The sequence below is a fragment of the Marinococcus halophilus genome (assembly GCF_900166605.1).
Lineage (GTDB): Bacteria > Bacillota > Bacilli > Bacillales > Marinococcaceae > Marinococcus > Marinococcus halophilus.
Genome location: NZ_FVZD01000004.1, coordinates 135,030 through 159,044 on the forward strand (window position 1 = coordinate 135,030; position 24,015 = coordinate 159,044).

The window sequence follows — 24,015 nt, forward strand, 5'->3', positions numbered from 1 at the left end:
GGAATGTTTTCATATAACATTACGGAACGTTTGGAGCTCTTGCTGCTCCAAAAAGAGCATGCAGAAGAGCTGTTTGCCCTGATCGATAACAATCGCCAACACTTAAAAGAATGGATGAATTGGGTGGATCGTGTCCAATCGGTGCATGATACCGCCGCCAGCATCGAAAAAACGCTCCAGCAGGCAGCTGAGGGAGGAGGATTCCGAGCAGGTTTAATATTTGATGGAAAGCTGGCGGGCATTATTAATTACCATGAAATAGACTGGGGAAACAAAAAAACAAGCCTCGGCTACTGGCTCGGGAAGGAATATGAAGGAAGAGGCCTCATGACTCAGGCGGTTCAGGCTTTTACAAAGTATGCTTTTAACAGTATGGGCCTGCACCGGGTGGAAATCCGCTGCGCAGAAGAAAATAAAAAAAGCAGGGCTGTCCCCGAAAAACTGGGTTTTAAAATGGAAGGGGTCTTAATAGAATCGGAACGCCTCCGGGAAGGCTATGTAAACCAGGTAGTCTATGGGTTGGTCAATGCAGAATAGAACCAGTGAAGTGACTTCCGGGAACTATCGGTGTTTACTTATCGGTGAATCGAGGTAAAAAGGGTAAGCGTTCACTAAGAGAGCAGCGAAACCAGTGCTGTGAGGAAGGTAAAACACTTTTGACGAAAAAAGTATTTTCAACAGAGCCGGTAATCGGGTAAAGAGAGAGTAGAAAATACTGGAGGGATACAAATGATTACGGCAGAACAGGAAAAAACATTAAAAAACCAGCTTTTAGAAATGAAAGAAGAAAATAAAGAAAAAATTGAAGTTGAAGAAACAAGGGACGAAAATAATAATACAGAAACGATCGGTGAACTGTCGGAGTACAGTAACCATCCAGGCGACCAGGGCACCGAACTGCATGAAATGGAAAAAGATGCAGCATTGAACAATCAGGCGCGCGAACAGCTCGAAAATATCGATCATGCCCTTGAAGCAATGAAAAACGGAAATTACGGCAAGTGTGAAATTTGCGGCAGGGAGATTCCATACGAACGGCTTGAAATTGTTCCCGAAACGATGCGGTGTGTAGATCATGCGAGCAGTGACAAACCCGAGCAGGACCACCCGGTGGAAGAAGATGTAGTCAACCCGGGGCCAGAACGTGAGCAGCGGCAGGAGGAAAATGTAGCTTTCGATAAAGAAGATGCGTGGGAAGCAGTAAGTGAGCACAGTACCTCCCAAACGCCGTCCGACGATCCGGAAATGACCGGCTACACAAGTGAACAGGAAGAAGAGGAGGAAGAAGAAGGACGGGTGGAAAAAGTAGAAGACGCCTCCGTTGCCGACATGGAAGGAGAAGATACAGGCAATACCGCCGACCAGAAAGAACAGTGGCAGGGAAGCCGGAATTCTGCTGAAGAAAGAAAAAAACAGGAAAAAAACTCGCAGGACAAAAAATAAAGCAGATAAACCAAGGGCAGCCCGTAATGATAACGGGCTGCCCTTGGTTCATAAGAATGGCCGTTTGGGGACCAAAATATTAATTTACCAGGCTGTTTCCTTTCATGCTCATTATTTTACTGCGCAGGTAATTATGATAAGGGTATTCAAAAGCCCCGACGATAACCCCGGCAATCACAGCTCCTACCCATGTTTCCGCGCTGTTGCCAGTGAAAATCAGAACAGTCAGCAATACTAATACAAATACGAGGCCGATATCTGCAAGCACAGCCGTAGGATTTTTCACACGGGGGATCATCATTAAGTCGCCCCCGTAAGAAAGAAGAGTGAGCACGACAGCTAACAAAACGATAGTCCAGCCGGGCAGAAGTGAAAGTACAGCACCGAGCAGCAGGCCAAGCGAAACAGCCATCGCAACAAACTTAATAAAAAGTGGAAGTAAATGTGGCAAATGGTTCACCTCCTAATATGAGATCAGCCGGAGACTGCAGCGTATAAAAAATAAAAAAACCGGAAAAGAGTAGTCTCTTTTCCGGCTCACGGGTTAGCTTTAATTCCAACCGTTTTCACCGACAGTGTATTCATCTGGGTCTCCAGCTTCATAATATGGTTCTGGTATACTTAATAACCGTTAAACAGTAAAATGAAACGTGACAACCCTCACGTTTTGAATTGACAGCGTTTTCTTTTCGTGCTAAAGTTTTTTTAAGTTAATAAATCGGGCTGAGTCGAATGAAAGCCGCACACTAATTAGCTCTGCATGGGCAAAGTGTGCGGTTTTTTAGTCGTTTTAAGGCGATGAAACGGCTTTTGATACTTATGTCTGTAAATTACAAACGCTTACAAGGGAGCTGGAAAGATGTCGATATACTTAGCGGAAGTCATCGGTACGATGATACTTATTATTTTTGGCGGCGGGGTTGTGGCAAATGTTAACTTAAACAAATCAAAAGCTGAAGGTGGAGGCTGGATTGTTATAGCGCTTGGCTGGGCGTTTGCTGTAGCAATGGGAGTGTACGCTGTGGGCCAGTTTTCCGGCGCGCATTTGAATCCAGCTGTTACTCTTGGTTTTGCTTCTATTGGTGCTTTCCCGTGGGCGGATGTGCCCGGCTATATCGTGTCTCAAATTATAGGGGCGGGACTTGGCGGAGCCGTTGTCTACTGGCATTTCCTTGGACACTGGAAGGAAACAGAGAACGCTGATGTGAAGCTGGCGGCGTTTTCGACAGACCCAGCGATTCCTAACCGATTTGCGAACTTTTTAAGTGAGTTTATCGCGACAGCCGTATTTTTACTCGTATTAAACAGTATAGGGGCAAACGAGTTCACGGAAGGCCTGAACCCGCTTATTGTCGGTTTTCTTGTAGGTGCTATCGGGCTGTCGCTCGGCGGCACGACTGGTTACGCGATCAACCCGGCCAGGGATTTAGGTCCGCGTATTGCTCACGCCCTGCTGCCTATTGCAGGTAAACGGGATTCCAACTGGCCATACGCCTGGATTCCGGTTGCTGCACCCGCGCTTGGCGGTATTTTTGGCTCACTTGTTTACCGGGCCGGCTTTTTAGGAGAGGGCTATGGCGTGCTGGCACTATTCAGTATTGTGGTCCTTATCGTCCTCGGCGCACTCTACACTACGAATAAAAGAGCTACAAAAGTCAGCAATCCGGACGTGAAAAACTAATTACCGTAAACTGCAATCTCCATCCACGGAGCATTGCAGTTTTTTATTGATTGTAGGGGAAAAGAAGCGGAAGTAACAGTAATAAATAAGACAACGATAATTAAAAATTTGTAAAAATATGTAACTACTCATGTGTAACCTGCGGGTTGTTCTGTCGACTAATCCCAGGAAAGGCACGTATTTAGAACCTACAGGATAAGTCCAACGCTTTTAAATATATGGAGGATAAAATGAAAAAATCAAAAGGAAGTGTGCGGCTGCATGCGCCCGCAGGGATTTACGAAGGCTGTTTATACAAACATGTCCAGGAGTATCTAGGAATAAAATACGCAGAAGCGGAGCGGTTCAAAAAACCGGAACGCTTAGGCGGAGCGATGAAAGTATATAATGCAGCAGAGTACGGGCCCGCCTGCCCGCAGTCCGTGGAAGGTCTTAAAAAGGGGAGGGAATCGGAGGACTGCCTGCACTTAAATATTTGGAGACCGGATGAAGAGCCGGGACACCGGCGGCCGGTGATGGTATTTATTCACGGCGGGGGATTTAATAGCGGCTCGAACCGGGAGGCGTTATATGACGGAAAATCTCTGGCTGCCCGGGGAGAAGTCGTAATGGTCAGCATTAATTACCGGCTTGGCATATTTGGCTTTTTGGATGCCGAAAGTATATGCGGGCCGGAAAAAGCCTACATGAAAAATCTCGGCCTGCTTGACCAGATAGAAGCACTCCGGTGGGTGCAGGAAAATATTGAAAGCTTTGGCGGAGATGCCGGTAACGTCACTATCTTCGGAGAATCTGCGGGCAGTATCAGCGTAACAGCGCTTCTTGCAGCTCCTGCTGCCCGGGGGCTTTTTCAGAAAGTAATTGCTCAAAGCGGGGTGATTACCGGGCTTGGCCGTTCGGTTGAGGACGCGGCAAATATTTCCGACCAGCTCATCTATAAGCTCGGCCTGCATTCCATGAATGATATTTGCACCATTCCGGCGGAAAGCCTGGTAAAAACCACTGTTTCATTTGTAAACAAAAACTTCACCTCCAACGGCCCGTACAATGGGTCAAGGATGTTTGCCCCAACGACTGATGGAGAAATTATTCCGTTTGACGTAAAGCGGGCTATTCAGGAAAACGCAGGAAAAGTACAGTTGCTTCACGGCTCAAACGCCAACGAAATGCATTTTTTTAAGCTGTTGATTCCGGAGCTGCGACAGAAACATTCAGTAGCTACATACGTATTATTTTATCTTCGAAAATACGAGCATATGTCAGAGGAAACCACAATGGCGGTTTACCAGGACTATAAAGAAAGATATCCGAAATGGAGCCGCTCGAAGATTTTTATGCAAATGTTTACAGACCGGGCATTCCGCCTGTATCACACGGAACTGAGCGAGCTTTATTCTAAAGCAGGAGGCAAAGTGTACCAGTACCGCTTCAGCGTGGAAGCCCGCTGGTTGAAAGCCTGTCATGGCCTGGAGTTGGGATATTTGTTTAACACAGTTAAAACAGCCTTTTCCTTTCGGAACCGCACGCTGCTCGGAATAAACGAAAACCCGGGGCTCACCCGACGCATGCAGGACGCCTGGGTGCGTTTCGCAAGTGAGGGAAATCCCGGGCACGCTGGAATCCCGGAATGGAAGCAGTATACAAAGGAACGGCCGGAGACGATGATTATTGGGAAGAAGTGGGTGCCTAGGCGTCATGATCATGCGGAGGATGATTTTGCGTGGAAAGCCCGGGTGCCTGAAACATACACCCAGCGGTCCGCTTATAGAAGCTATTAATACGCGTATGCTATACTAATACAAAACGTAATGCGGACTTTCCCAAAGTCCGCATTTTACATAGTACAGATAGTTTGATGACAGAGGAGAGCGTCGAGATGAAAGCCCCAACAATAAAAACGCATTACCGGACACCGGTCCAGCAGTTAAAAAAGAGACAATCCCCGTGGAAGGAAAAGCAGTACAGCTGCCGGGCAAAGGAATGGCTTGGAGATGACTATGGAATAACGATTCGCATTGAAATTGGCAATGACCGGCTGCCAAAGCGTATTGAAGAAGAGTACTCTTTTATTGAATGGGCGTCGGGACCGGAATGGGAAAACCGGATCAGGGTGCCGCTTCGTTTTTTTGCGGCAGATACGCGAAACGGACGGAGTTTTTCGACATTTGAAGGCTTTGTGCCGTACGTCCTGTTCGAGAAGCTGGACACCGCTGTGCCATTTAAAGCCATCGGATTTGCCGTGCTTTCAAGCCGCCAGGAAGGCATTCGTTTTCGTCTAAAAACGGGACGGAGCGGGACGACCTGGCTGCAGAAGGGAACGATTGGTGTAAATGAGAAGGGTTGGCTGTTCAGGCCGGTGGTCAACAAATTTAACAACCTGGAACTGAGGGTTACCAGGCCGTCCGGAAAAAAAGTTAAACTTTTCCCGGCTTACTTGATGGATGTAGAAAAAGTCAGCATCGGGTGGAAGCTGCTCGGTACGGCTCCCAGGCATCTGCTTGAAGCAAACGGCTGGCCGTCAAAGCTTCAGCTGATACTGAAAAAGCGCGGAGAATCCCAGAAATATTACTACCCTGTTGAATGGGAGAGCGATAAATGGTGGTCGGCAGTCGTTGAGCTTGATCCTTCAAGCCATTTTACAGGGGTATGGGATTTTTATATCGCAGATGGCGGTGATAAACCATTATGGAGGCACCGTCTTCATATGCCAGCTAAAGATATAGCAAAAGCATCTAAATGGTATGCCCCGCACTATGAAAAAGGAGCAGTCAGCTTCCGGCTGTACCGCACCCAGAATTATTCAGCTTCAATCATGATTCAGACGGAAAACGTTAAGCTGTATACAGTGCGGGCAAGCTACGAGCAGGGAAGCATTCACTTCCGGGGTACGCTTTACTGGAACCGCTATACTCCGGATGCCTGGCAGCTCGTCTGGAAAAACCGGGACACCAACGAAGAGGCTGTTGTGCCTGTGCATATGTATAAGCTTCATTCCAAACGGGCACAATACGTCTTTCACGGCGAAGTGACGGATTTATTTAAAAATGAAGCAGGCACAGGGGGGGCGCCCTACCGGCTCGGTCGATCCGATCTCTATCTCCGTGTGAGAAGCGATGAAGAGGATATTGACTACCGGCTGCGTTCCAATAATAGAAAACTTGTGAAAAATACAAAGCACGAATGGTATCATCAGAATAAAATTTATCGTCACCAGTTTTACCGTACAACAAGCAAACGTGTTGCTTTCTCCATTGATGAAATCGATATTGCCAAGGACATTACATCGATGAAGGTAAAGAACGGGAAATTCATTATTGAAGGGCAGGCTCGTTTTACAACACTAACACGTAATCTGCGGCCAAGGCAGCAAGCATCTGTAGTAGTGAAAAACCGGGAAACAAAAGAGGAGCATCACTTTTCTATCAAAAGTCAACACCTGAAAGATAACTGGATACAATTTGAAGCGGAAGCGGCTTTTGAAGATTTTCGGTGGCTCCACAGTGACAAAGCCGTTTTGGATTTGCATATTCGTCTGCATGCCGGGGAATTCATGCACGAACGAAAGCTTGGGAAAAAAGATTTTGTTTATTATAAAGATGAAATTCTGCATTCCTATGTGCTTGAAGAAGGAGAGCGGGCAATTTCCTGGTATGTTACCTACACCCCGAGAGGCAATGTAAAAATCGAAACAATAACATATCCGCGCAGGCAATTTCTAAAGCTGCAGGAGGAAAATGAAAAGATGAAAAAGGCCGGGGCACAATCCAGAGTCTGGGTGGTGGGAGAGCGTCCCGACACCGCGCAGGATACAGGATATCATTTCTTCAAATACTGCCGGACAGCTCATCCCGAAATAGAAGTGTACTATGCCATCGAAAGTGACTCTATGGACCGGGAAGCCGTGGAAGAGCTCGGAAATGTATTGATTATTGGAAGCGATGAGCATGTGGAGGTGTGCCTGCGGGCAACTGCCTTTTTCGGATCGCATGATATCGAATACTTTCTTCCGTTTAAAGGAACATTGATGGAATCCTATCGGCATGGCCTGCGAGTTTTTCTGCAGCACGGTGTTCTTGGGCGCAAGCGTGTGGAATATAACCAGGAATATTATAAATATCCGTTTCATTTATTTTGTGTAAGCTCGAAAAGTGAAAAGAGAATGGTTATGAAAAAAATGCATTACGACGAAGAGACAGTGCAGGTGACGGGCTTGTCGAGGTTTGATAATCTCCTTGAAGGCCCTCCGGCAGAGCGGAAAATTGTTTTTATTCCGACCTGGCGGGAGTGGCTGCATTCTAGAGAAGCCTTTCTGGAGTCAGAATATTATCGCCGGTACAAAAGCTTTCTGGAAAATCCGAAGCTGCACCGGTTTTTAGAAAAACACGATGTCGTGCTGCAGTTTTATCCGCACTACCGCATGCAGCAATATACGGATGCTTTCGATAAAATCAAAAGCGAAAAAATTGAAATAGTTAAACTGGGTAAAAAGACGGTCCAGCAGCTGTTAAAGGAAAGTATGCTGATGATTACTGATTACTCAAGCGTTTCGTTCGATTTCACATATATGCAGAAGCCCGTCATCTATTATCATTTTGATACGAAGCGGTTTTTCCAGGGAGGGAGTCTCCGGCCACTGGAAGAGACTTTTCTTGGGGATGTGGTGCATTCTGAAGAAGAGCTGTTAAAAAGTCTGCGGCGCCATTTAAAACGAGGGTGGGCTGAAAAGAAAGCTGTCAGTGAAAACAGGAGGATGATTTTTAGCTATTCTGACAAACAGAACGCCGCACGCATTTTCCAGGCCGCCAAAGAGCTTGAAAAAGAAAACAGATGACGGAGCGGGGGCACTCTTTTTCGTTTTTGAGGGATTCGACTGTTCATAAACTATATTAAAATATCTTTAAATGTGTGAAAAGATGTAAAGCTTGTGCCTTCTGTCACATAGTTTTATAGAAAGTTGGCCCCACTTCCCACGATTAGACGACATGTTTGGCAAGGTATATGTGTTACAATTAACGCGTCAAGTTGATAAATGTAAATTTTTAATGAAGAATTTGTTGAGGAAATTATTTGTGTAGAAGAATAAAATACAGAGTAAAAATTAACGGAATATAGGGGGGCACTACTATGAAAAAAGTATTGACTTACGGCACATTCGATTTGCTTCATTGGGGGCATATTAATCTTCTCCGCAGGGCAAAAGAGCTTGGAGATTATTTGGTGGTAGCAATATCGACAGACGAATTCAATGACTTGAAATCCAAAAAAGCATATTACACGTACGAGCAGCGTAAGCTGATTTTGGAAGCGGTTCGTTATGTAGATGAAGTCATCCCGGAAGAAAACTGGGAGCAGAAAATCGATGATGTGCTCGATCATGACATTACTACATTCGTGATGGGTGATGACTGGCACGGGAAATTCGATTTTCTCCGCCCGTACTGTGAAGTAGTGTATCTGCCGCGTACTGCGGATATTTCAACGACAAAAATTAAACAAGAATTACTGCTCGTAAACTATTAAACTTCACTCAAAAAGGCTTCGCCTTCCTAAGCGGAGAACCTGAGCAGACAGGGAGGGAGAGTTGTTCTCTCCCTTTTTTTGTTGCGATGAAAATTAAACAATGATTTACAAAAACTTAAACCTGTTTTGTAAGTTTGTCGTTTTTGTTAAGCTCTTTTTTGATAGAATGGAAAAGGATATGCTTCAAAGCATCTAAAATATAAACTTTTAAAAAATTGAGGGACGATAATGGCAAAAAAGAAATGGACGAAAAAATATAAAAAGAAATTTAAACGCTCGTGGCAGAATATAAAAAAACGGACAAAGAAGCGATGGAAAAAAATCAAAAGGCTCCGCAACGGTAAAAACTTCTATAAAGCGGTGCTGTCAGTACTAGGAAAGCTTCCCAAAAACGAAAACATCATTGTTTTTGAAAGCTTTTACGGCAAACAGTACAGCTGTAACCCGCGGGCCATTTATGAACAGATGCAGCAGGACTATCCGAAGCTCCGCTTTTACTGGAGCATTGACCACCGTTACAAAAAGCTTTTTGAAGAACGGGGATTAAAAACAATCAAGCGTTTTTCTTTCCGGTGGTTTATTGTGTTGATGCGCGCCCGGTACTGGGTGTTTAACAGCAGACTGCCAAAGTGGATCCCCAAGCCGGATAAAACGGTGTATATTCAAACATGGCACGGCACGCCGCTCAAAAAACTTGCTAAAGACATGAACGAAGTAACCATGCCGGGCACGACGACGGAAAAATACAAACGAAACTTTCTGTTTGAAGCCGGGCGCTGGGACTACCTGGTAGCCCCGAATCCTTACTCCGCCCAAATCTTCCGGAGAGCATTTGAATTCAAGCATAATCTGCTTGAAACTGGTTATCCAAGAAATGACTACCTGCATCATTATTCAAATGCAGATATGGAGAAGATTAAAGAAAATCTTGGTATCCCGGAAGACAAAAAAGTCATTTTGTATGCTCCGACGTGGAGAGATAATGAATACTACTTTATTGGGAAGTACAAATTCACCCTTTCCATGGATCTTGAGGAAATGAGAAAACGTCTTGGAGACGAGTATGTACTGCTGCTGCGCCTGCATTACCTTGTTTCTGACCATCTGGATGTGACCGGATACGAAGATTTCGCAATTGACGCTTCTGCATATGAGGATATTCGGGACCTTTATGTAATCAGTGATGTACTGATTACCGATTATTCCTCGGTGATGTTTGATTATGGCATTTTGAAACGCCCGATGATATTTTATACGTACGATATCGACAGCTACCGCGACAAGCTGCGCGGCTTCTATTTTGATTTTGAACAGGAAGCACCGGGACCGCTTGTCATGAATACCGAAGAAATTATTGAAGAGGTTAAAAACAGTGGCACTATCCGCGAACGTTACCATAAAGAAGTGGCCGATTTTGAAAAGCAATTCAATCAATGGGAAGACGGTTATGCTGCCAAACGCGTAGTGGAAAAAGTGTTCAACGCAAATTAACTAGTTGGGCAGAGGATAAAAGAGGGAAACGATATGAATGCAGTACTAACCGTAGCGAAAGAATTATGGACGAGCATTCCGCTGATCAACCGGCTGGCGGTGTATGAAACAAAAATTAAAAACAAAAGTAATTATCTTGGTTCATTCTGGGAAATCATCAGTCCGCTTCTGTTTATCGCTATTTACTGGTTTGCTTTTGGCTACGGCATCCGTCAGCGGAGCGATGTTGATGGTATTCCTTTTCTGACGTGGATGCTTGCGGGCATTATACTATGGTTTTTTATCCAGCCGGGAGTAACTAATGGATCAAAAGCTATCTTTTCAAAGATTAAAATGATTTCCAAAATGAACTTTCCGACGAGCATCATCCCGGCCTATGTAGTAATCTCAAGACTCTTTCCGCATTTGGCGCTGCTTGCGATTACGATCGTTTACATGCAGTTTGCCGGGCACCCGATCAGCATTTACTACCTGCAGATCCCGTATTTTCTTGTGGCAGCTATTATGCTTGTCATCAGCGTGGTAATGATCACCTCCACGCTCACAGTGATTGTCCGGGATTTCCAAGTGTTTATCCAATCTTCCATCCGGGTGTTTTTGTATTTAACCCCGATACTGTGGCCGATGGACAACCGTCTGCCTGACTGGCTGATTCCTGTGATGAAAATCAATCCTATGTATTATCTCGTGGAGGGGTACCGGGCGAGCTTCTTTTACGGGGAATGGTATTTCATCACCAACGCCAGCTATACGCTGTATTTCTGGGCGCTGGTTTTCGTGCTTTTCAGTATTGGCGCTGTACTGCACGTGCGTTTCCGCCGGCATTTTGTGGATTTTCTGTAAGCTGGCCGGGCGGATGGTTTTACAAATTACACAACGAGGATAGAGACGGGGGAAAGCAAATGAAAAAATCCGTCGTAGTGAAAAATGTCTCAAAAAAATACAAGCTGTATGATACGCACGCCGAGCGGTTGAAGGATCTTCTTCTGCCAAAAAGCTACGGCGAAGAATTTTACGCGCTCCATAACGTTTCATTTAAGGCAGATAAAGGGGATATTATTGGACTCGTGGGGGTTAACGGGTCCGGAAAATCAACTCTTTCCAACATTATTGCCGGAACTATTCCGCCGACGAAGGGGTCAGTAAAAACGAACGGGGAAGCCGCGATGATTTCCGTTTCCACCGGCTTGAACGGAAAGCTGTCAGGACGGGAAAACATTGAGCTGAAATGCCTGATGCTCGGTTTTTCCAAGCGGCAGATCCGGCAAATGGAGCCCGACATTATTGAATTCTCCGAACTCGAACAGTTCATTGACCAGCCGGTGAAATCATATTCGAGCGGGATGAAGTCGAGACTTGGCTTTGCTATTTCAATTACTGTTAATCCTGATATTTTTATTGTAGATGAAGCTTTATCGGTAGGAGACAAAGCCTTTGCACAAAAATGCCTGGATAAAATGCATGAATTCGAGCAGCGCGGCAAAACCATGTTTTTTGTCAGTCATTCACTGACACAGATGAAAGAATTCTGCAATAAAGTAATTTGGCTTGAATTTGGCGAAATAAGGGCGGAAGGAGAAGCTTCTGAAATTTTAAAACAATATGAAGCTTTCTTAAAAGAATATAACGCTTTTACCCCGAAAGAAAAAAAAGCGTTCCGGAACCAGGGGTTTGAAAAGCAAAGCGCTGTCCGGGCAGTGACCGAGTAAGCAGCATCCCGAGGGGTGCTGCTTTTCACTTTGGGCTAAAGGCTTAGAATGATATGATGAATATATCTCATTAAAGGAAATGGAGCTAATACATTGCGTTTGACAGGTGAGCAGTTTGAGCTGGAATTGCTGGAAGAAAAACATACGGAGTCGTTGTTTAAGATTGCTTCAGAGCCGTCCAATTGGACATACATGACGAGAAAGATGCATAATGAACAGGATATGAAGCTAATTGTTCAAGAGGCTCTTAAGCTGCATCAGCAGGGAGATACAGAGCCGTTTATTGTAAGGCGGAAAAAGGACGGGGCAATTGTCGGATCAACCAGGCTTTATGATATCTCCATGCCCCGGAAAACAGCTGAGATTGGTTCTACGTATTACAGTGAAAGCGTGCGTTCCACCGGCGTGAACACGGAGTGTAAATATTTACTTCTCACATATGCGTTTGAAACTCTGGGGGTTGTTCGTGTACAGTTTAAAACAGATGAACAAAACAAAGCCGCCAGGAAAGCCATTCAAAAACTGGGCGCTTCCGAGGAGGGTATTCTGCGCAATGAGCGTATGCTGCCGGACGGGCGTGTGCGCAATGCGGCAGTTTACAGCATTATAAAAGAGGAATGGCCCGAGGTAAAAACGAAATTAACGGAAAGCATTGAAATCAAGAAAAAGGGGCACGAATAACATGGCATTGATGGACGATTTAGTAGAAGCATACCTACAGCAGTTTGATGAGTTCATGTTCGTTTTGGATAAAAAGCTTGGGCTCGTCTTTGTAGAAACGGTTTCTGAAGACACGCCGCTTTCCTGGAGTTCGGAGGAGAGCGCCAACTTAGTGGCAATTCCAACGATTACGAAAGCAGAAAGTACGCGTCTGATGCAGGAATTTGCTTCAAAACAGCCGGACGATAAAGAAAATACGCTGCAAAAAGCTTTGGAGGAAGAGGACCGGTTTTTATCTTTCGAAAAAAAGATTGAAGAATTCGGGCTCGAAAGCGAGTGGGAACAGTTCGAACGGGACAATGCCAAAAAATATGTCCAGGACTGGCTGCAGCTGCTTCAGCTCGATTATGATGAGCTGAATGAAAAACATGCGATCCATGCAACAGAAGAGTAAGCGGGGCGGATAATATGGCTGTACATGAAGAACTGCAGGCAATTCTGGAAGAACAGGAAAGCATGATGCAGATACACGAATTGACTCCGGTGGAAGCCCGGGGCCAGTTTAACGACAGCATTGATGTTATAACTTCACATGTAAACGTTGATGAAGCCGGCGGTCTCCGGGATGTGATGACCACGGGGGAATACGGTGAGATCCCGCTTCGGATTTACTATCCTGATACGGAAATGGATCGCTACCCAACCATGGTTTATTATCATGGCGGTGGGTTTGTGATTGGAAATATTGGCACCCACGACCATATCTGCAGGGCTATCGCTAAAGAGTCGGACTGCGCGGTTGTGAGCGTGGACTACCGGCTTGCTCCTGAGCATCCGTTTCCAGCAGCGCCAGAGGATGCGTACAATGCATTATTGTGGCTGGTGGAAAACGCTGAGCCGCATAATCTGGATGCGGAAAGAATCGCCTTGGCCGGAGACAGTGCCGGCGGTAATCTGGCGGCTGTAACTGCTATACGGGTACTGCAGGAAGACGGCCCTAAAATCGCTTCCCTGCTGCTCTTTTATCCAAGCGTCAGCGGGGAGCATGATTTTCCGTCGGTTGATATGTTTGCCGGTGGGTACGGTTTGTCGCTCCGGGATCTGGAATGGTTTATGGAACAGTACGCCGACGGGGAGGACGAAGATAATCCGCACCTTTCCCCGCTGGCCTTTGAACGCCTTGGTGAACTTCCGCCTACGCATATCGTTACTGCAGAAAATGATGTACTGCGGGATGAGGGAGAGGCGTTTGCCAAAGCCATTGCTCAAAAGGGCGGGCAGGTCAGCCTGCGCCGGGCAGAAGGCATGATTCACGGTTTCCTGCATTGGACACGGGCCTTCCCCGAGGTGGATGAAGAGCTTCTCGCTGCGTTAGAGCCGGTGAAAGACGTTCTCGCGGAATGAATAAATATTGAAAAAAGATCCCTCCTGTGTAAAATCCCGCAGGAGGGATTTTTGTATTATATGTAAATTTAATTTACATATAATACAAAAAATTATTGTTATTTCACAAATTATTACCTAAGATAATAGTAGGGGGTTAGGTATATGTACTTAAATAAGGAGGAATTTGTGTGTCAAAAAAATGGCTAGTGAGTCTATTCAGCGCAGGGGTAATTTCATTGGGAATTTCCGCGCCGGCATCGGCGGATGATGAAAACTGTTCAGATTTTAGTGATGGACAAGAAGTTTTGGCCTTCTGGGAAGACAACAACTATGGGCCAGGTGACGATCCACATAACTTAGACGCAGATAATGACAACTTACCATGCGAAGGATTAACAGAAGGTATGGAAAGTGAATTTGATGCGGCAGCTGAAGGTTCTGAAGAAAATGAAACTACAGAAGACGGTTCCTCCGCTGACACAACAGAAGATACCACTTCTACTACAGAAGAAGAAACCTCTTCCTCCGACGAAGGAACTACAGAAGAAACGACTAATGAAGAAGAAGCTGCTTCCACAGAAGCTTCCGATGAAAATATGACTGAAGAATCTGCAGAAGAAGGCGGCGAAATGCCGGAAACAGCTACAAATCAACCAGCCTGGGCCCTGGCGGGAACAGCAGTGGCCGGCCTGGGAGCTCTTTTACTTGTACGCAGACGGATAACGTCCCACTAATTATTATCGCATATCCTGCTCCCTAACCGTTGCGCCATGAGGTGCGGCGGTTTTTTATTATGTGTTTTATTTAAAGAAGTAAAAGGTATGAGGAATGTAGGAGAGGAGGCTCATAATGAAAGCAATTGTAATCGAACAGTACGGCAGTGCCGATGAACTAGTGGAAAGAGAAATGGAAGCGGAAACTCCCGGAGACAAACAGGTGCTTGTAGATGTGTATGCCACGTCCATCAACCCGATCGACTGGAAACTGCGGGAAGGATACATGAAAGACGATATACCTTTCGAATTTCCTATTATTTTAGGATGGGACGTAGCAGGGGTCATCCGCACAGCTGGAAAAGACGTAACCTCTTTTGGACCAGGGGATAGAGTGTTTGCACGGCCGAAATTGACGGCACGCGGTACTTATGCAGAACAGACAGTGGTGGATGAGGAGCTATTAGTAGCCATTCCCGAGCCAATGTCCTACGAAGAGGCAGCCGGCATTCCACTCGCTGGAATGACAGCGCAGCAGTGCCTTCTCGAATTTGGAGAAATCACTCAAGGCAGTAAGGTCCTTATTCAGGGAGGTTCCGGTGGCGTCGGCCATTTTGCGATACAGGTGGCTAAAGATATGGGTGCCTATGTCGCAGCTACAGCAAGCGGAAAAAACCAGGAATTCTTAAAACAAATGGGTGCCGATGTGGCGATCAATTATGAAGAAGAAAACGTGGTGGATGTCATTTCTGATTATGATATGGTATTAGATACAGTAGGGGAAAGTGTGCATGAGGAAAGCTTCCAGGTGCTCCGTCCTGGTGGAAGACTTGCTTCGGTAGCTGCGCCGCCTTCCCAGGAAAAAGCAGAAGAAGCTGGAGTTACTGCCCAGTTCGTATGGCTGCAGGAAGCAGGCGAAAAGCTCCAACGCTTAACTTCGCTGTATAATAAAGGCGCTTTGCAGGTGGAAATCAACAGCAGGCATAAATTTTCAGAAAAAGGGCTGCGATCTGCACATAAAGAGAGCGAAGCAGGTCGTGCTCGTGGTAAAATAGTCATTAAGGTCCGCTAGAGATCTATGAGGCGTATTCGTTTCCTCCGGGAAATGAAACGTCTTCTACATAACAGGGGAATAGCAGAGAAAAATAGGACTTTAATAAAGAAAAAAATTTCCTGCTATTGAAATATTAGTGCATAATAAAGGTAAAGCTTTTGAATCATCGACAGACAGGGGCGATTCGATGTCAAACGGACAACACAATCGTTATACGCGTCTTGCTAGGATTACACGACTGATCAATGCCAATTTAGACATTAAAACACTCCTTGAACACGTCGTAACAGCTATATCAGAAGAAATTATCCAATGCGATGCGGTTGGTATTTATCTCCCGGAGGATGGAGAGCGCTACAGAGGTTACGTCAGCAAGCCGGAAGTACTGAGCGGTATGACTATAGACCTGCATGTAGTTGATCCTCAGGTGGACCACCTGGCCCGTGAAGTAATCAGCTCAAGGCAGTCGATCTATATTGCTGATACGTCCAAAGATAACAGACCCGATGCCAGAACGATCGATTTCTTTCAGATCCGGTCGATGCTTACAGTTCCGATTTCTCACGGGGACGAATTATTCGGGCTCGTATATTTGTTTGATTACGGGGTCCCAATGAATTTAACAGAATCTGAAATAGAAACAGTGGAAGCATATGTACACATGGCTGCGGTAGCGATTCGTAACAGCCAGGCGATGCATAACATTGAAGAACTCCTGCACGAAAAACAGACGCTCATCGAAGTGATGGAACAGCTCGCACATTCACAGACGTCTGACTCAGCGATTGATGTTTGTTTTAATCATATAGGTGATGAGCTTCATAATCACAATGTGAGTCTGCATATCATTGATCCCGTTTCTAAAGAAACAGTTATGCCTTCAAAGCTCAGCCGTAAAAGCGATTTCGAACAGAATGAATGGTTAAACATTCACGAACGTATGCAGATGGACCAGACGAACGACGAGCTTTTCCAACAGGTAGTTCAAACAAAGCAATCGTTATTTGTAGAGGATGTGGCCCAGGAGAACAGAATATTTCAGGAAATCTGTGACGTTTTTAACATCAAAAGTATTTTTATGGTGCCAATGATTTCTGTCGGCCGGGTACTCGGCGTTATCGTTGTCGCCCACCTCGGTGAAAAGCCGGCCCGGTATACAAAAGCCCAGCAGCGCAGGGTGGAGTCAGTTGTCAATGCGACTGCACCTGTACTCATTCATTTATACAACCTTGAAAGCCAGGAAAGCATCATTGCACGCCGGACAGAAGAAATACAAAGTAAAAATGAAGAGCTTCAGCGGCTGATTTTAGAAATGCGCAAGGTCAATACAGAAAAAGAATTGATCATGAATACGGTAGATGAAGGGATTATCGGTTTTTCGATGGAAGGCACTGTCATGTTTTCCAATGAAGCCGCCGAACACATGCTTGAAACAGACACCCAATTATTCCACAGCATTCAGTCCTATGAAGAGATTCTTGATCATATAGAAAATGAAGAAGAAGCTCTTTCTGATGTTTTCGCTTCTTATCTGAATTCAGATTCCATTCAGCCAGTGAGCGGGGAAGCATATATGAGTCATCCTGAAAAAGGGCTGGTAACACTTGAATACACTATTTCGAGCCAGATTGAAGAAGGCGCAGTAGTCGGGTATGTACTGACAGTCAGGGACGTAACGGTGCGAAAAGAAATGGAGCAGCGCATTGAGTACTACGCTTACTACGACGGTACCACCGGCCTGCCCAACCGGATGCTCGTTCATGACCGTCTGAGCCAGACGCTCCGGGAAGCCAAAGAGCACGACCAGGAAATGGCCGTATTGTTTCTCGATCTGGATCGTTTTAAACAAATTAATGATCGTTTCGGCCATGCCGGTGGAGATGAATTATTAACTGAAGTTGCCTACCGTCTCCAGGAAATGGTGAGCGGAGCTGCCACTGTTGCCCGCCAGGGAGGAGACGAATTTATTTTAATCCTTCCCCGGTTGGATAACATGGCCCAGGCTACGACTACTGCAGAACATATTCTGCGTGTGTTCCGCAATCCGTTTTACCTTGAAGGAGAAGAAGTGTATGTAAAACCGAGTATTGGTATCAGCTTCTTTCCACTTGATGGACAATTGGCAGATGACTTAATTCAGAACGCCAATTCGGCAATGCATAAAGCAAAGGAAATGAACGGCAATACGTACCGGGCGTTTTCTTCCGAGCAAATGGGACCAGATATGAAAAAAATCCGGCTTGAAAATGATTTATACCGGGCACAGGAAAATAATGAGCTTGAATTATTTTACCAGCCTCAGGTCCGTTTAAGTAAAAGCATTGTCACAGGGGTAGAAGCACTTGTGCGATGGAATCATCCCGTCTACGGAAAAATCCCTCCTTCGGAATTCATCCCGATAGCTGAGGATACTGGCTTAATTACGTCTATCGGCGAATGGATTTTAAATGAGGCGTGTTCTCAGGCAAAAAGCTGGCATGACCAGGGACTTTGCAGTCTTCGGGTGGCGGTAAACATTTCCGCGCAGCAATTTCAGCGGGAAAGCCTGGTGGAAACTGTGAAAGAAGTGCTTGCCCGCACCGGGCTAGAACCAGAATTTTTAGAAATTGAAATTACGGAAAATACGCTGCTGCTGAATACGGAAGAAACAGTTACAACAATGAGAAGGCTTAAAAGCATCGGCGTCCGCATTTCGATAGACGATTTTGGTACCGGTTACTGCTCGTTGCAGTACCTCCGGGAATTTCCAATTGATACGCTGAAAATTGATAAAGTATTTATTGATGACATTAAATCGGAAAGCAGCTCCGCCCCTATTACAACTACGATTATTGCTCTTGCTCACAGCCTCGGCCTTCATGTGATTGCTGAAGGGGTTGAAACGCTTGAACAGCAGAAATTCCTGCAGGCAAATAAATGTGATTTAGTTCAAGGTTTCCTGTATAGTAAACCAATACAGGCAAGTAAAATTCCTGAATTTTGTAATAACTAGTAAAAATTAGTGGGGGGATAAACGGAATGAAAGCAGCTCAGTGGATAATTGATTATTTGCGGCAGGGTGGACTGGACTACGTCTTCGGTATTCCGGCGGGATCGGTAAATGCTCTTTTTGATAAAATGTATGAGCACGCTGATATTACGCCAATTATTACAAAACATGAAGGGGCAGCCGGATATATGGCTGCCGCCTACGCGAAGCGTTCGGATAAGCTTGGAGTTTGTATAGCGAGCAGCGGCCCCGGGGCAACGAATCTTCTCTCTGGTGCAGCAAATGCAATGAGAGAGCAGACCCCGGTACTGTTTATCACTGGCTCTGTGCCAACATCGACAGTAGGCTTGAATGCTTCTCAGGAGCTTGACGTTGTTCCGATGTTTGCCCCGGTCGCTAAATACAGCCGGCGGGTGGAGAGCATCCACGAAGTGCGTGAAGTATTTAAGGAAGCAGTATGCAAAGCATTCGCCGGGATACCCGGACCAGTGCACGTAGCGGTTCCGATCAACATTCAATTATCTATGCTCGAAGGCAGCACTGAGCTGCTGGAATATCCAGCCAAGCGCCGGCTCTCACCAGTTGAAAGCAACGTGTCGGAGGCAACCCGTATACTTTCGAGTAACCGTCAGGGCATCATTTTCCTTGGCCAGGGTGCTAAAGACGCAATGCCGGATATCATGAATCTGGTGGATTATTTGGGCTGGCCGGCGGTTACTACACCGCAGGCTAAAGGACTTGTGCCGACAAATCACCCGAATGCACGTGGTGTTTACGGTTTTGCCGGCCATCAAACAGCCACAGAAGTAATGGAAGACAGAGAGAATTCCATTATCTTCATTATAGGCTCAAGCCTTGGGGAAACGGCCACAAACAACTGGAATCCGGCTTTGACTGCTGATCGGTTTGTCATCCAGCTCGATCATGACCCGACGGTGTTTGACCGCAAATATAAAGTAGATATCTCTCTACTTGGCGACGCCCAGACAACGATCCTGGAAATAAACAATAAACTTCGCCTGCCGGCAGCCGGGGAAAAAAGTCAGGCGCAGGCAAAAATTCCTCCACAAGCAGTAAACGAAAAATACGAAACGCAAAACGTGCTCCAGCGTTTTCAGTCCCACGTGCCAGAGAATACGCTTTTTACGGTGGATATCGGAGAGTTTATGAGCTATGTGATTCATTATATGGACGTAAAAAAACCAGATACGTATGACATCAATGTACATTTTGGCGCCATGGGTTCAGGAATTTCCAATGCCCTTGGAGCGAAGCTTGCAGATCCTGAGCGCCCGGTGGTAAGCATTACGGGAGATGGCTGCTTCTTTATGCATGGGATGGAAGTGCTCACAGCCAAAGAGTACCAGCTGCCTATTTTGTTTATCGTGATGAATAACGCAAGGCTCGGAATGGTGTATCACGGCCACCGGCTTCAATACGGCAGAATGCACGATCGATTTGAACAATCGATGGTTCCGGTAGCGGCTATTGCAGAACAAATGGGGGTAAAATATGCTACTGTCCGCAGCATGGAGGATATTACTCCGGATCTTTATAGAGATCTATGCTCAGACAATTGCCCGGCTGTGCTTGAGATTCAGCTTATTGATGAGCAGACGCCTCCAATGGGAGACCGGGTGAAATTTTTATCATCCTTTAGTAAATCCTAAAAAGAAAACGCTCCGTGCCTTAGGAAGGCCGGGGCGTTTGCTGTTGTTCGGGCTGCTCGGGAAAATGGAGTTCCTCAAGCTCTTCAAGTACATCATGAATGGATAACAAAGCAAAAATAATAATAACGTCTGTGGAAAAGTGGTGATGATATTTTTTTATATTTGGGCGTGAGGCATGCTGGCGTTTTTTCCAAAAGCAGCGGTCGAGACGTTCAATCAGCCGGAATTGTTCCTCGGGAATCTGTTCCCCAAAGTGATGAATTGTCTGTGACATTGCGGGAATAATATCGCTAATCAGCTGAATCTCCTCTTTTGTAAACGTATAGCCATCTGTTTCAAAATTAAATAGACGGTTAATATGGTAGCTGATCCGCTCTAGAAAATGAAGCTGACGCTGCTCCCGGGTGAATCTTCTGGCTTCTGTATCCTTTTTCTTATGATATTTCCATTCCTCCTGCTGGTAATAAGAAAGCTGAATGGCCCGTTCCAGGTCGCTTTCAAGCTGGTGATATTTATCCATCACCTGCGCTGAGGGGCGTTGGCCGTTCATAACTTCCTTGAGCCGCAGTTCAAAAATTTCAGCGGTCTCTACAAACATTTTGCGATTCTGCTCAGCGAGCAGGGAAGAAAATTTTGGAGGGAGGATCGTTAAATTGATTACCGTGGAGATTGCGAGCCCGATAAAGGTCGTGCCGACCCGTTCGACAAAAGTTAAAAAATAATGATCACTCGCTGTCGGAATCATTGCCACAGCTGTAATGGTAGCGACAAGCATGCCATCCCGGAGCCGGAACATATTACAAAAATAAAGTGTTAAAACGGAAGCAGTCATATAGGTTACCGGGGTAGGCCCGAATAAATAAACGGTAATCATTGCAAGAGCTGCTCCAATGACGGTGGCTGGAAGCCGTTGGGCGCCTTTACGTATAGAAGCAGCTGCTGTCGGTTCAAGCGTGACGATGGCAGTAATGACCGCGAACGCCTGCGGGAGATCAAAAATGCCGCATACAAAGGCAGTGAGTAGAACAGCAATGCCGGTTTTGATCAGTCTTCCGCCAATGAACCGCCGCTTAATTTTTCTCCAGTAGTGCATAGTAAGCCGCCTTCTTTATCATAATTTCTCGCCTGTATTTAGTGTAGCATGAACATGCAGCGGTTTCATCAGCGTGCTTGAAGTAAAAAGAGCCGCCCGCAGAAAAGCGGACAGCCAAGAGGCTTCAGATGGATTTTTCGACCTGTTCATACGCTCCCTGCCGCCTGGCGGAAATTATTTTAAAGACGTACCAGGTAAGCACGAATACGGTCAGCACAGCTCCAATCGTCATGGAAAGGCCGTATGGAAGGCCAAAACCCTCCGGAGCGTAAAAGATATAGGAGCAGACTACAGCAGTCATAAACATCGCCGGAACGCCGCAGATGAAATGATTTTTACCGGCATAAAGCAGGTACATGCAGCCTGTCCAAAGCATCACAGTAGCGACCAGCTGATTGGTCCATCCGACATATCTCCACAAAAAGGAATAATCAATCATGGATAAAAGTAATGCCGGAATAACAACTGGCACGATGGTTAGGATTAAAAGCGGCTTTCCTTTCAGGGAGACGGCGTTTGCCACGAGTTCGGCAAGCATCATCCGTGAGGAACGAAGGGCAGTATCCCCTGTGGTAATAGGAAGCAAAATAACGCCAAGGACGGCCAGTACACCGCCGAGCGTGCCAAGAAGGCTTGTCGAAATTTCATTAACAGCTCCGGCCGGGCCGCCGGCAGCTATGGCAGCCTGAAGCCCTCCGGTTCCTCCGAAAAAGGCCATACCGGCGGCAGCCCAGATAAGGGTGATGACGCCTTCGGCAATCATGGCTCCGTAAAATACTTTACGCCCCTCTGATTCTTTTTTGAGCGTACGGGCAATAATTGGGCTTTGGGTACTGTGAAACCCGGAAATGGCACCGCAGGAAATCGTCACCATAACCATTGGCCACACCGGCAGTTCCTCGGGATGGAGATTGGCAAGCGTCACATTTGGAATCGTGGCGTCTGAAAATACAAGTGCACCGGCAATGCTGACCGCCATAAAAATAAGCACCGCCCCGAAAAGAGGATAAATCTTTCCAATGACCCGCTGAATCGGAAGAAGGGCAGCTAATAAAAAATAAGCAAAAATAGCAAAAATGGCGGTAAGAAAACTGAGCGGTGTCAGGCTGGCAATTAATTCGGCGGGACCGGCAATAAAGGCAGCGGCCACAAGAATCATTAAACAGATGCTGACGATGTTAATAAAGCTCTGCATCGGGCGGCCGAGATATTTACCTACGAGCCCTGGAAACTGGGCGCCGTTGTGCCGAAGAGAAAGCATGCCCGAGAAGTAGTCGTGTACGGCTCCGGCGAAAATAGTGCCGAGTACGATCCAGAAAAATACGACGGGGCCATACAAGGCTCCAAGGAGCGCCCCGAAAATCGGGCCGAGCCCGGCAATATTCAATAACTGGATAAGGCTGCCGCGCCACCAACTGAGAGGCGAGTAATCGATATGCCCTTCGTTATGATACGCGGGGGTTTTGTTACGGTCATTGATGCCGAACGTTTTTTCCACGAAGGAACCGTAAACAATGTAACCGGCAATTAACAGGATAATAGCAATAAAAAAAGATAACATAAAAAGCCCCACCTTTGCTGCAATGTACTAGAGAAAACCATTGTTATAAATTCTAACTTGTTCTTTCCAAAATGACAATCGTCTATGTGGAAAAAACAAAACTTTTTTCATATAAAAGTAATAGAAGCGCGAAAAGTTGAATAAAAAGTGATTTCTGGTCCTGTTGGCAGGAAGCAATTCTTTCTCACGCCTTGGCCTCGTTGGTAAAAAGGGGGTAAGTATAGTACTGGTGCCCTGTGGGGTGATACAATGATGATAAATAGTGAACGGAAGGAAGAGCGGGCAATGACCATGGACCGTATTGAAACGAAAAAAATAGCTGAAGTTATCCGGGAAAAAATTGAGGATATGATCAAGCGGGGAGAGGTGAAGCCTGGCGAAAAGCTCGACTCTGTTGTCGCTCTCGCAGAGAAATTCGATGTAAGCCGTTCAGCCGTCCGTGAAGCATTAAGCGCGCTGCGTGCAGTAGGAATTGTAACCATACGCCAGGGGGAAGGAACCTTTGTGAATCAATATGATTTTTCTACTATTACGGACATGATGAACAGCCGTACTCTTATTTCGAAACAGGAAATGAAGGAGTTGTTCGAAGTCCGGCATGTGCTTGAAAAAGGGGCTTCCGAGCTTGCAGCGGTGCGGAGGTCAAAAGAAAATCTCGAGCAGATGAGCACCGCTCTTGACCAGATGAAACAGGCGTCAGCAGACACCGACGATCTTGGGGAACAGGCAGACGTCCGTTTCCATCTTGCGATCGTTGAGGCGTCCGGAAACACTTTATTAAAACAAATGATGGGCCGGCTCTCTGACACCATGCAGAAAACAATGTATGAAACAAGGAAAGTATGGCTATTTTCGGAAAAACGTTCATTCCAGCGGCTTCTTGACGAACACCAGCGAATTTATACTGCGATAGATGAGCAGAAGCCGGAAGCGGCTGCAGATGCAATGAGCGCTCATTTAACGAACGTGGAAAAAGTCCTCTCCAAAGGCATTGAGCATATGAGCGACTAATGCGTCCGGCTCCGGGCGTTTTTTTGTGGAAGAT

At 46.1% G+C, this 24,015-nt stretch carries 20 protein-coding genes; 17 read left to right on the top strand and 3 right to left on the bottom strand.

Annotation, left to right across the window (positions count from 1 at the left end; all coding sequences use genetic code 11):
• Positions 1-3 precede the first annotated feature (3 nt).
• Together B5066_RS01815 and B5066_RS01820 are read left to right on the top strand one after the other, a co-directional pair.
• Positions 4-537 (top strand): GNAT family N-acetyltransferase, encoded by a 534-nt coding sequence (locus tag B5066_RS01815; RefSeq protein WP_079474251.1) that lies wholly within the window; start codon positions 4-6, stop codon positions 535-537.
• A 192-nt stretch (positions 538-729) separates the two neighbouring features.
• On the top strand, positions 730-1,443 hold the full coding sequence (locus B5066_RS01820) for a TraR/DksA C4-type zinc finger protein (protein ID WP_079474252.1): 714 nt from the start codon (positions 730-732) through the stop codon (positions 1,441-1,443).
• A 79-nt stretch (positions 1,444-1,522) separates the two neighbouring features.
• Here the strand turns inward: B5066_RS01820 and B5066_RS01825 are convergent, their stop codons facing one another.
• Positions 1,523-1,894, bottom strand: coding sequence for a DUF2512 family protein (locus B5066_RS01825; RefSeq protein WP_079474253.1), 372 nt, complete (start codon positions 1,892-1,894; stop codon positions 1,523-1,525).
• Positions 1,895-2,302: 408 nt separating this feature from the next.
• Between B5066_RS01825 and B5066_RS01830 the strand changes: the two genes are divergently transcribed.
• The 14 genes from B5066_RS01830 to B5066_RS01895 all read left to right on the top strand — a co-directional run bounded on the left by B5066_RS01830 (position 2,303) and on the right by B5066_RS01895 (position 20,316).
• Positions 2,303-3,124, top strand: a complete 822-nt coding sequence (locus B5066_RS01830; RefSeq protein ID WP_079474254.1) for an MIP/aquaporin family protein — start codon at positions 2,303-2,305, stop codon at positions 3,122-3,124.
• A 230-nt stretch (positions 3,125-3,354) separates the two neighbouring features.
• On the top strand, positions 3,355-4,902 hold the full coding sequence (locus B5066_RS01835) for a carboxylesterase/lipase family protein (RefSeq protein WP_179124010.1): 1,548 nt from the start codon (positions 3,355-3,357) through the stop codon (positions 4,900-4,902).
• A gap of 98 nt (positions 4,903-5,000) precedes the next feature.
• Entirely contained in the window at positions 5,001-7,955 is a 2,955-nt protein-coding gene (locus tag B5066_RS01840) for a CDP-glycerol glycerophosphotransferase family protein (RefSeq protein WP_179124011.1), read from the top strand.
• A 293-nt stretch (positions 7,956-8,248) separates the two neighbouring features.
• Positions 8,249-8,644, top strand: a complete 396-nt coding sequence (gene tagD, locus B5066_RS01845) for a glycerol-3-phosphate cytidylyltransferase (RefSeq protein ID WP_079474257.1) — start codon at positions 8,249-8,251, stop codon at positions 8,642-8,644.
• 228 nt (positions 8,645-8,872) lie between these two features.
• Positions 8,873-10,135, top strand: a complete 1,263-nt coding sequence (locus B5066_RS01850) for a CDP-glycerol glycerophosphotransferase family protein (protein WP_079474258.1) — start codon at positions 8,873-8,875, stop codon at positions 10,133-10,135.
• A 33-nt stretch (positions 10,136-10,168) separates the two neighbouring features.
• A complete protein-coding gene (locus tag B5066_RS01855; protein ID WP_079474259.1) occupies positions 10,169-10,978 on the top strand; it encodes an ABC transporter permease in 810 nt (269 codons plus the stop codon).
• 59 nt (positions 10,979-11,037) lie between these two features.
• Positions 11,038-11,844 carry a teichoic acids export ABC transporter ATP-binding subunit TagH gene (gene tagH / locus B5066_RS01860; protein WP_079474260.1) on the top strand — a complete coding sequence of 269 codons (807 nt, stop codon included), beginning with the start codon at positions 11,038-11,040 and terminating at the stop codon, positions 11,842-11,844.
• A 93-nt stretch (positions 11,845-11,937) separates the two neighbouring features.
• Positions 11,938-12,525: a GNAT family N-acetyltransferase gene (locus B5066_RS01865; RefSeq protein ID WP_079474261.1), complete on the top strand. Its 588-nt coding sequence runs from the start codon at positions 11,938-11,940 to the stop codon at positions 12,523-12,525.
• A 1-nt stretch (position 12,526) separates the two neighbouring features.
• A complete protein-coding gene (locus tag B5066_RS01870) occupies positions 12,527-12,958 on the top strand; it encodes a UPF0158 family protein (protein WP_079474262.1) in 432 nt (143 codons plus the stop codon).
• Between the two features lie 14 nt (positions 12,959-12,972).
• Positions 12,973-13,908, top strand: a complete 936-nt coding sequence (locus B5066_RS01875) for an alpha/beta hydrolase (protein WP_079474263.1) — start codon at positions 12,973-12,975, stop codon at positions 13,906-13,908.
• Positions 13,909-14,078: 170 nt separating this feature from the next.
• Positions 14,079-14,624 carry an LPXTG cell wall anchor domain-containing protein gene (locus tag B5066_RS01880; protein WP_079474264.1) on the top strand — a complete coding sequence of 182 codons (546 nt, stop codon included), beginning with the start codon at positions 14,079-14,081 and terminating at the stop codon, positions 14,622-14,624.
• Between the two features lie 115 nt (positions 14,625-14,739).
• A complete protein-coding gene (locus tag B5066_RS01885) occupies positions 14,740-15,675 on the top strand; it encodes an NADP-dependent oxidoreductase (RefSeq protein ID WP_079474265.1) in 936 nt (311 codons plus the stop codon).
• Between the two features lie 169 nt (positions 15,676-15,844).
• The gene (locus B5066_RS01890; protein ID WP_079474266.1) at positions 15,845-18,649 is read left to right on the top strand and encodes a bifunctional diguanylate cyclase/phosphodiesterase; all 2,805 of its coding nucleotides are present in this window, start codon (positions 15,845-15,847) and stop codon (positions 18,647-18,649) included.
• A gap of 26 nt (positions 18,650-18,675) precedes the next feature.
• On the top strand, positions 18,676-20,316 hold the full coding sequence (locus tag B5066_RS01895; RefSeq protein WP_079474267.1) for a thiamine pyrophosphate-binding protein: 1,641 nt from the start codon (positions 18,676-18,678) through the stop codon (positions 20,314-20,316).
• A 19-nt stretch (positions 20,317-20,335) separates the two neighbouring features.
• Here B5066_RS01895 and B5066_RS01900 read toward each other — a convergent pair whose 3' ends face one another.
• Entirely contained in the window at positions 20,336-21,409 is a 1,074-nt protein-coding gene (locus tag B5066_RS01900; RefSeq protein ID WP_079474268.1) for an FUSC family protein, read from the bottom strand.
• Positions 21,410-21,533: 124 nt separating this feature from the next.
• Positions 21,534-22,970 carry a carbon starvation CstA family protein gene (locus tag B5066_RS01905; protein WP_079474269.1) on the bottom strand — a complete coding sequence of 479 codons (1,437 nt, stop codon included), beginning with the start codon at positions 22,968-22,970 and terminating at the stop codon, positions 21,534-21,536.
• Between the two features lie 252 nt (positions 22,971-23,222).
• Between B5066_RS01905 and B5066_RS01910 the strand changes: the two genes are divergently transcribed.
• Positions 23,223-23,981, top strand: a complete 759-nt coding sequence (locus B5066_RS01910) for a FadR/GntR family transcriptional regulator (protein ID WP_280522695.1) — start codon at positions 23,223-23,225, stop codon at positions 23,979-23,981.
• Positions 23,982-24,015 lie beyond the last annotated feature (34 nt).

Excerpts from the sequence above, each read along its gene's own strand:
- B5066_RS01815 (WP_079474251.1), top strand. The coding sequence starts at position 4 with ATGTTTTCATATAACATTACGGAACGTTTGGAGCTCTTGCTGCTCCAA.
- B5066_RS01820 (WP_079474252.1), top strand. The coding sequence starts at position 730 with ATGATTACGGCAGAACAGGAAAAAACATTAAAAAACCAGCTTTTAGAA.
- B5066_RS01830 (WP_079474254.1), top strand. The coding sequence starts at position 2,303 with ATGTCGATATACTTAGCGGAAGTCATCGGTACGATGATACTTATTATT.
- B5066_RS01835 (WP_179124010.1), top strand. The coding sequence starts at position 3,355 with ATGAAAAAATCAAAAGGAAGTGTGCGGCTGCATGCGCCCGCAGGGATT.
- B5066_RS01840 (WP_179124011.1), top strand. The coding sequence starts at position 5,001 with ATGAAAGCCCCAACAATAAAAACGCATTACCGGACACCGGTCCAGCAG.
- tagD (WP_079474257.1), top strand. The coding sequence starts at position 8,249 with ATGAAAAAAGTATTGACTTACGGCACATTCGATTTGCTTCATTGGGGG.
- B5066_RS01850 (WP_079474258.1), top strand. The coding sequence starts at position 8,873 with ATGGCAAAAAAGAAATGGACGAAAAAATATAAAAAGAAATTTAAACGC.
- B5066_RS01855 (WP_079474259.1), top strand. The coding sequence starts at position 10,169 with ATGAATGCAGTACTAACCGTAGCGAAAGAATTATGGACGAGCATTCCG.
- tagH (WP_079474260.1), top strand. The coding sequence starts at position 11,038 with ATGAAAAAATCCGTCGTAGTGAAAAATGTCTCAAAAAAATACAAGCTG.
- B5066_RS01870 (WP_079474262.1), top strand. The coding sequence starts at position 12,527 with ATGGCATTGATGGACGATTTAGTAGAAGCATACCTACAGCAGTTTGAT.
- B5066_RS01875 (WP_079474263.1), top strand. The coding sequence starts at position 12,973 with ATGGCTGTACATGAAGAACTGCAGGCAATTCTGGAAGAACAGGAAAGC.
- B5066_RS01885 (WP_079474265.1), top strand. The coding sequence starts at position 14,740 with ATGAAAGCAATTGTAATCGAACAGTACGGCAGTGCCGATGAACTAGTG.
- B5066_RS01890 (WP_079474266.1), top strand. The coding sequence starts at position 15,845 with ATGTCAAACGGACAACACAATCGTTATACGCGTCTTGCTAGGATTACA.
- B5066_RS01895 (WP_079474267.1), top strand. The coding sequence starts at position 18,676 with ATGAAAGCAGCTCAGTGGATAATTGATTATTTGCGGCAGGGTGGACTG.
- B5066_RS01900 (WP_079474268.1), bottom strand. The coding sequence starts at position 21,409 with ATGCACTACTGGAGAAAAATTAAGCGGCGGTTCATTGGCGGAAGACTG.
- B5066_RS01905 (WP_079474269.1), bottom strand. The coding sequence starts at position 22,970 with ATGTTATCTTTTTTTATTGCTATTATCCTGTTAATTGCCGGTTACATT.
- B5066_RS01910 (WP_280522695.1), top strand. The coding sequence starts at position 23,223 with ATGATAAATAGTGAACGGAAGGAAGAGCGGGCAATGACCATGGACCGT.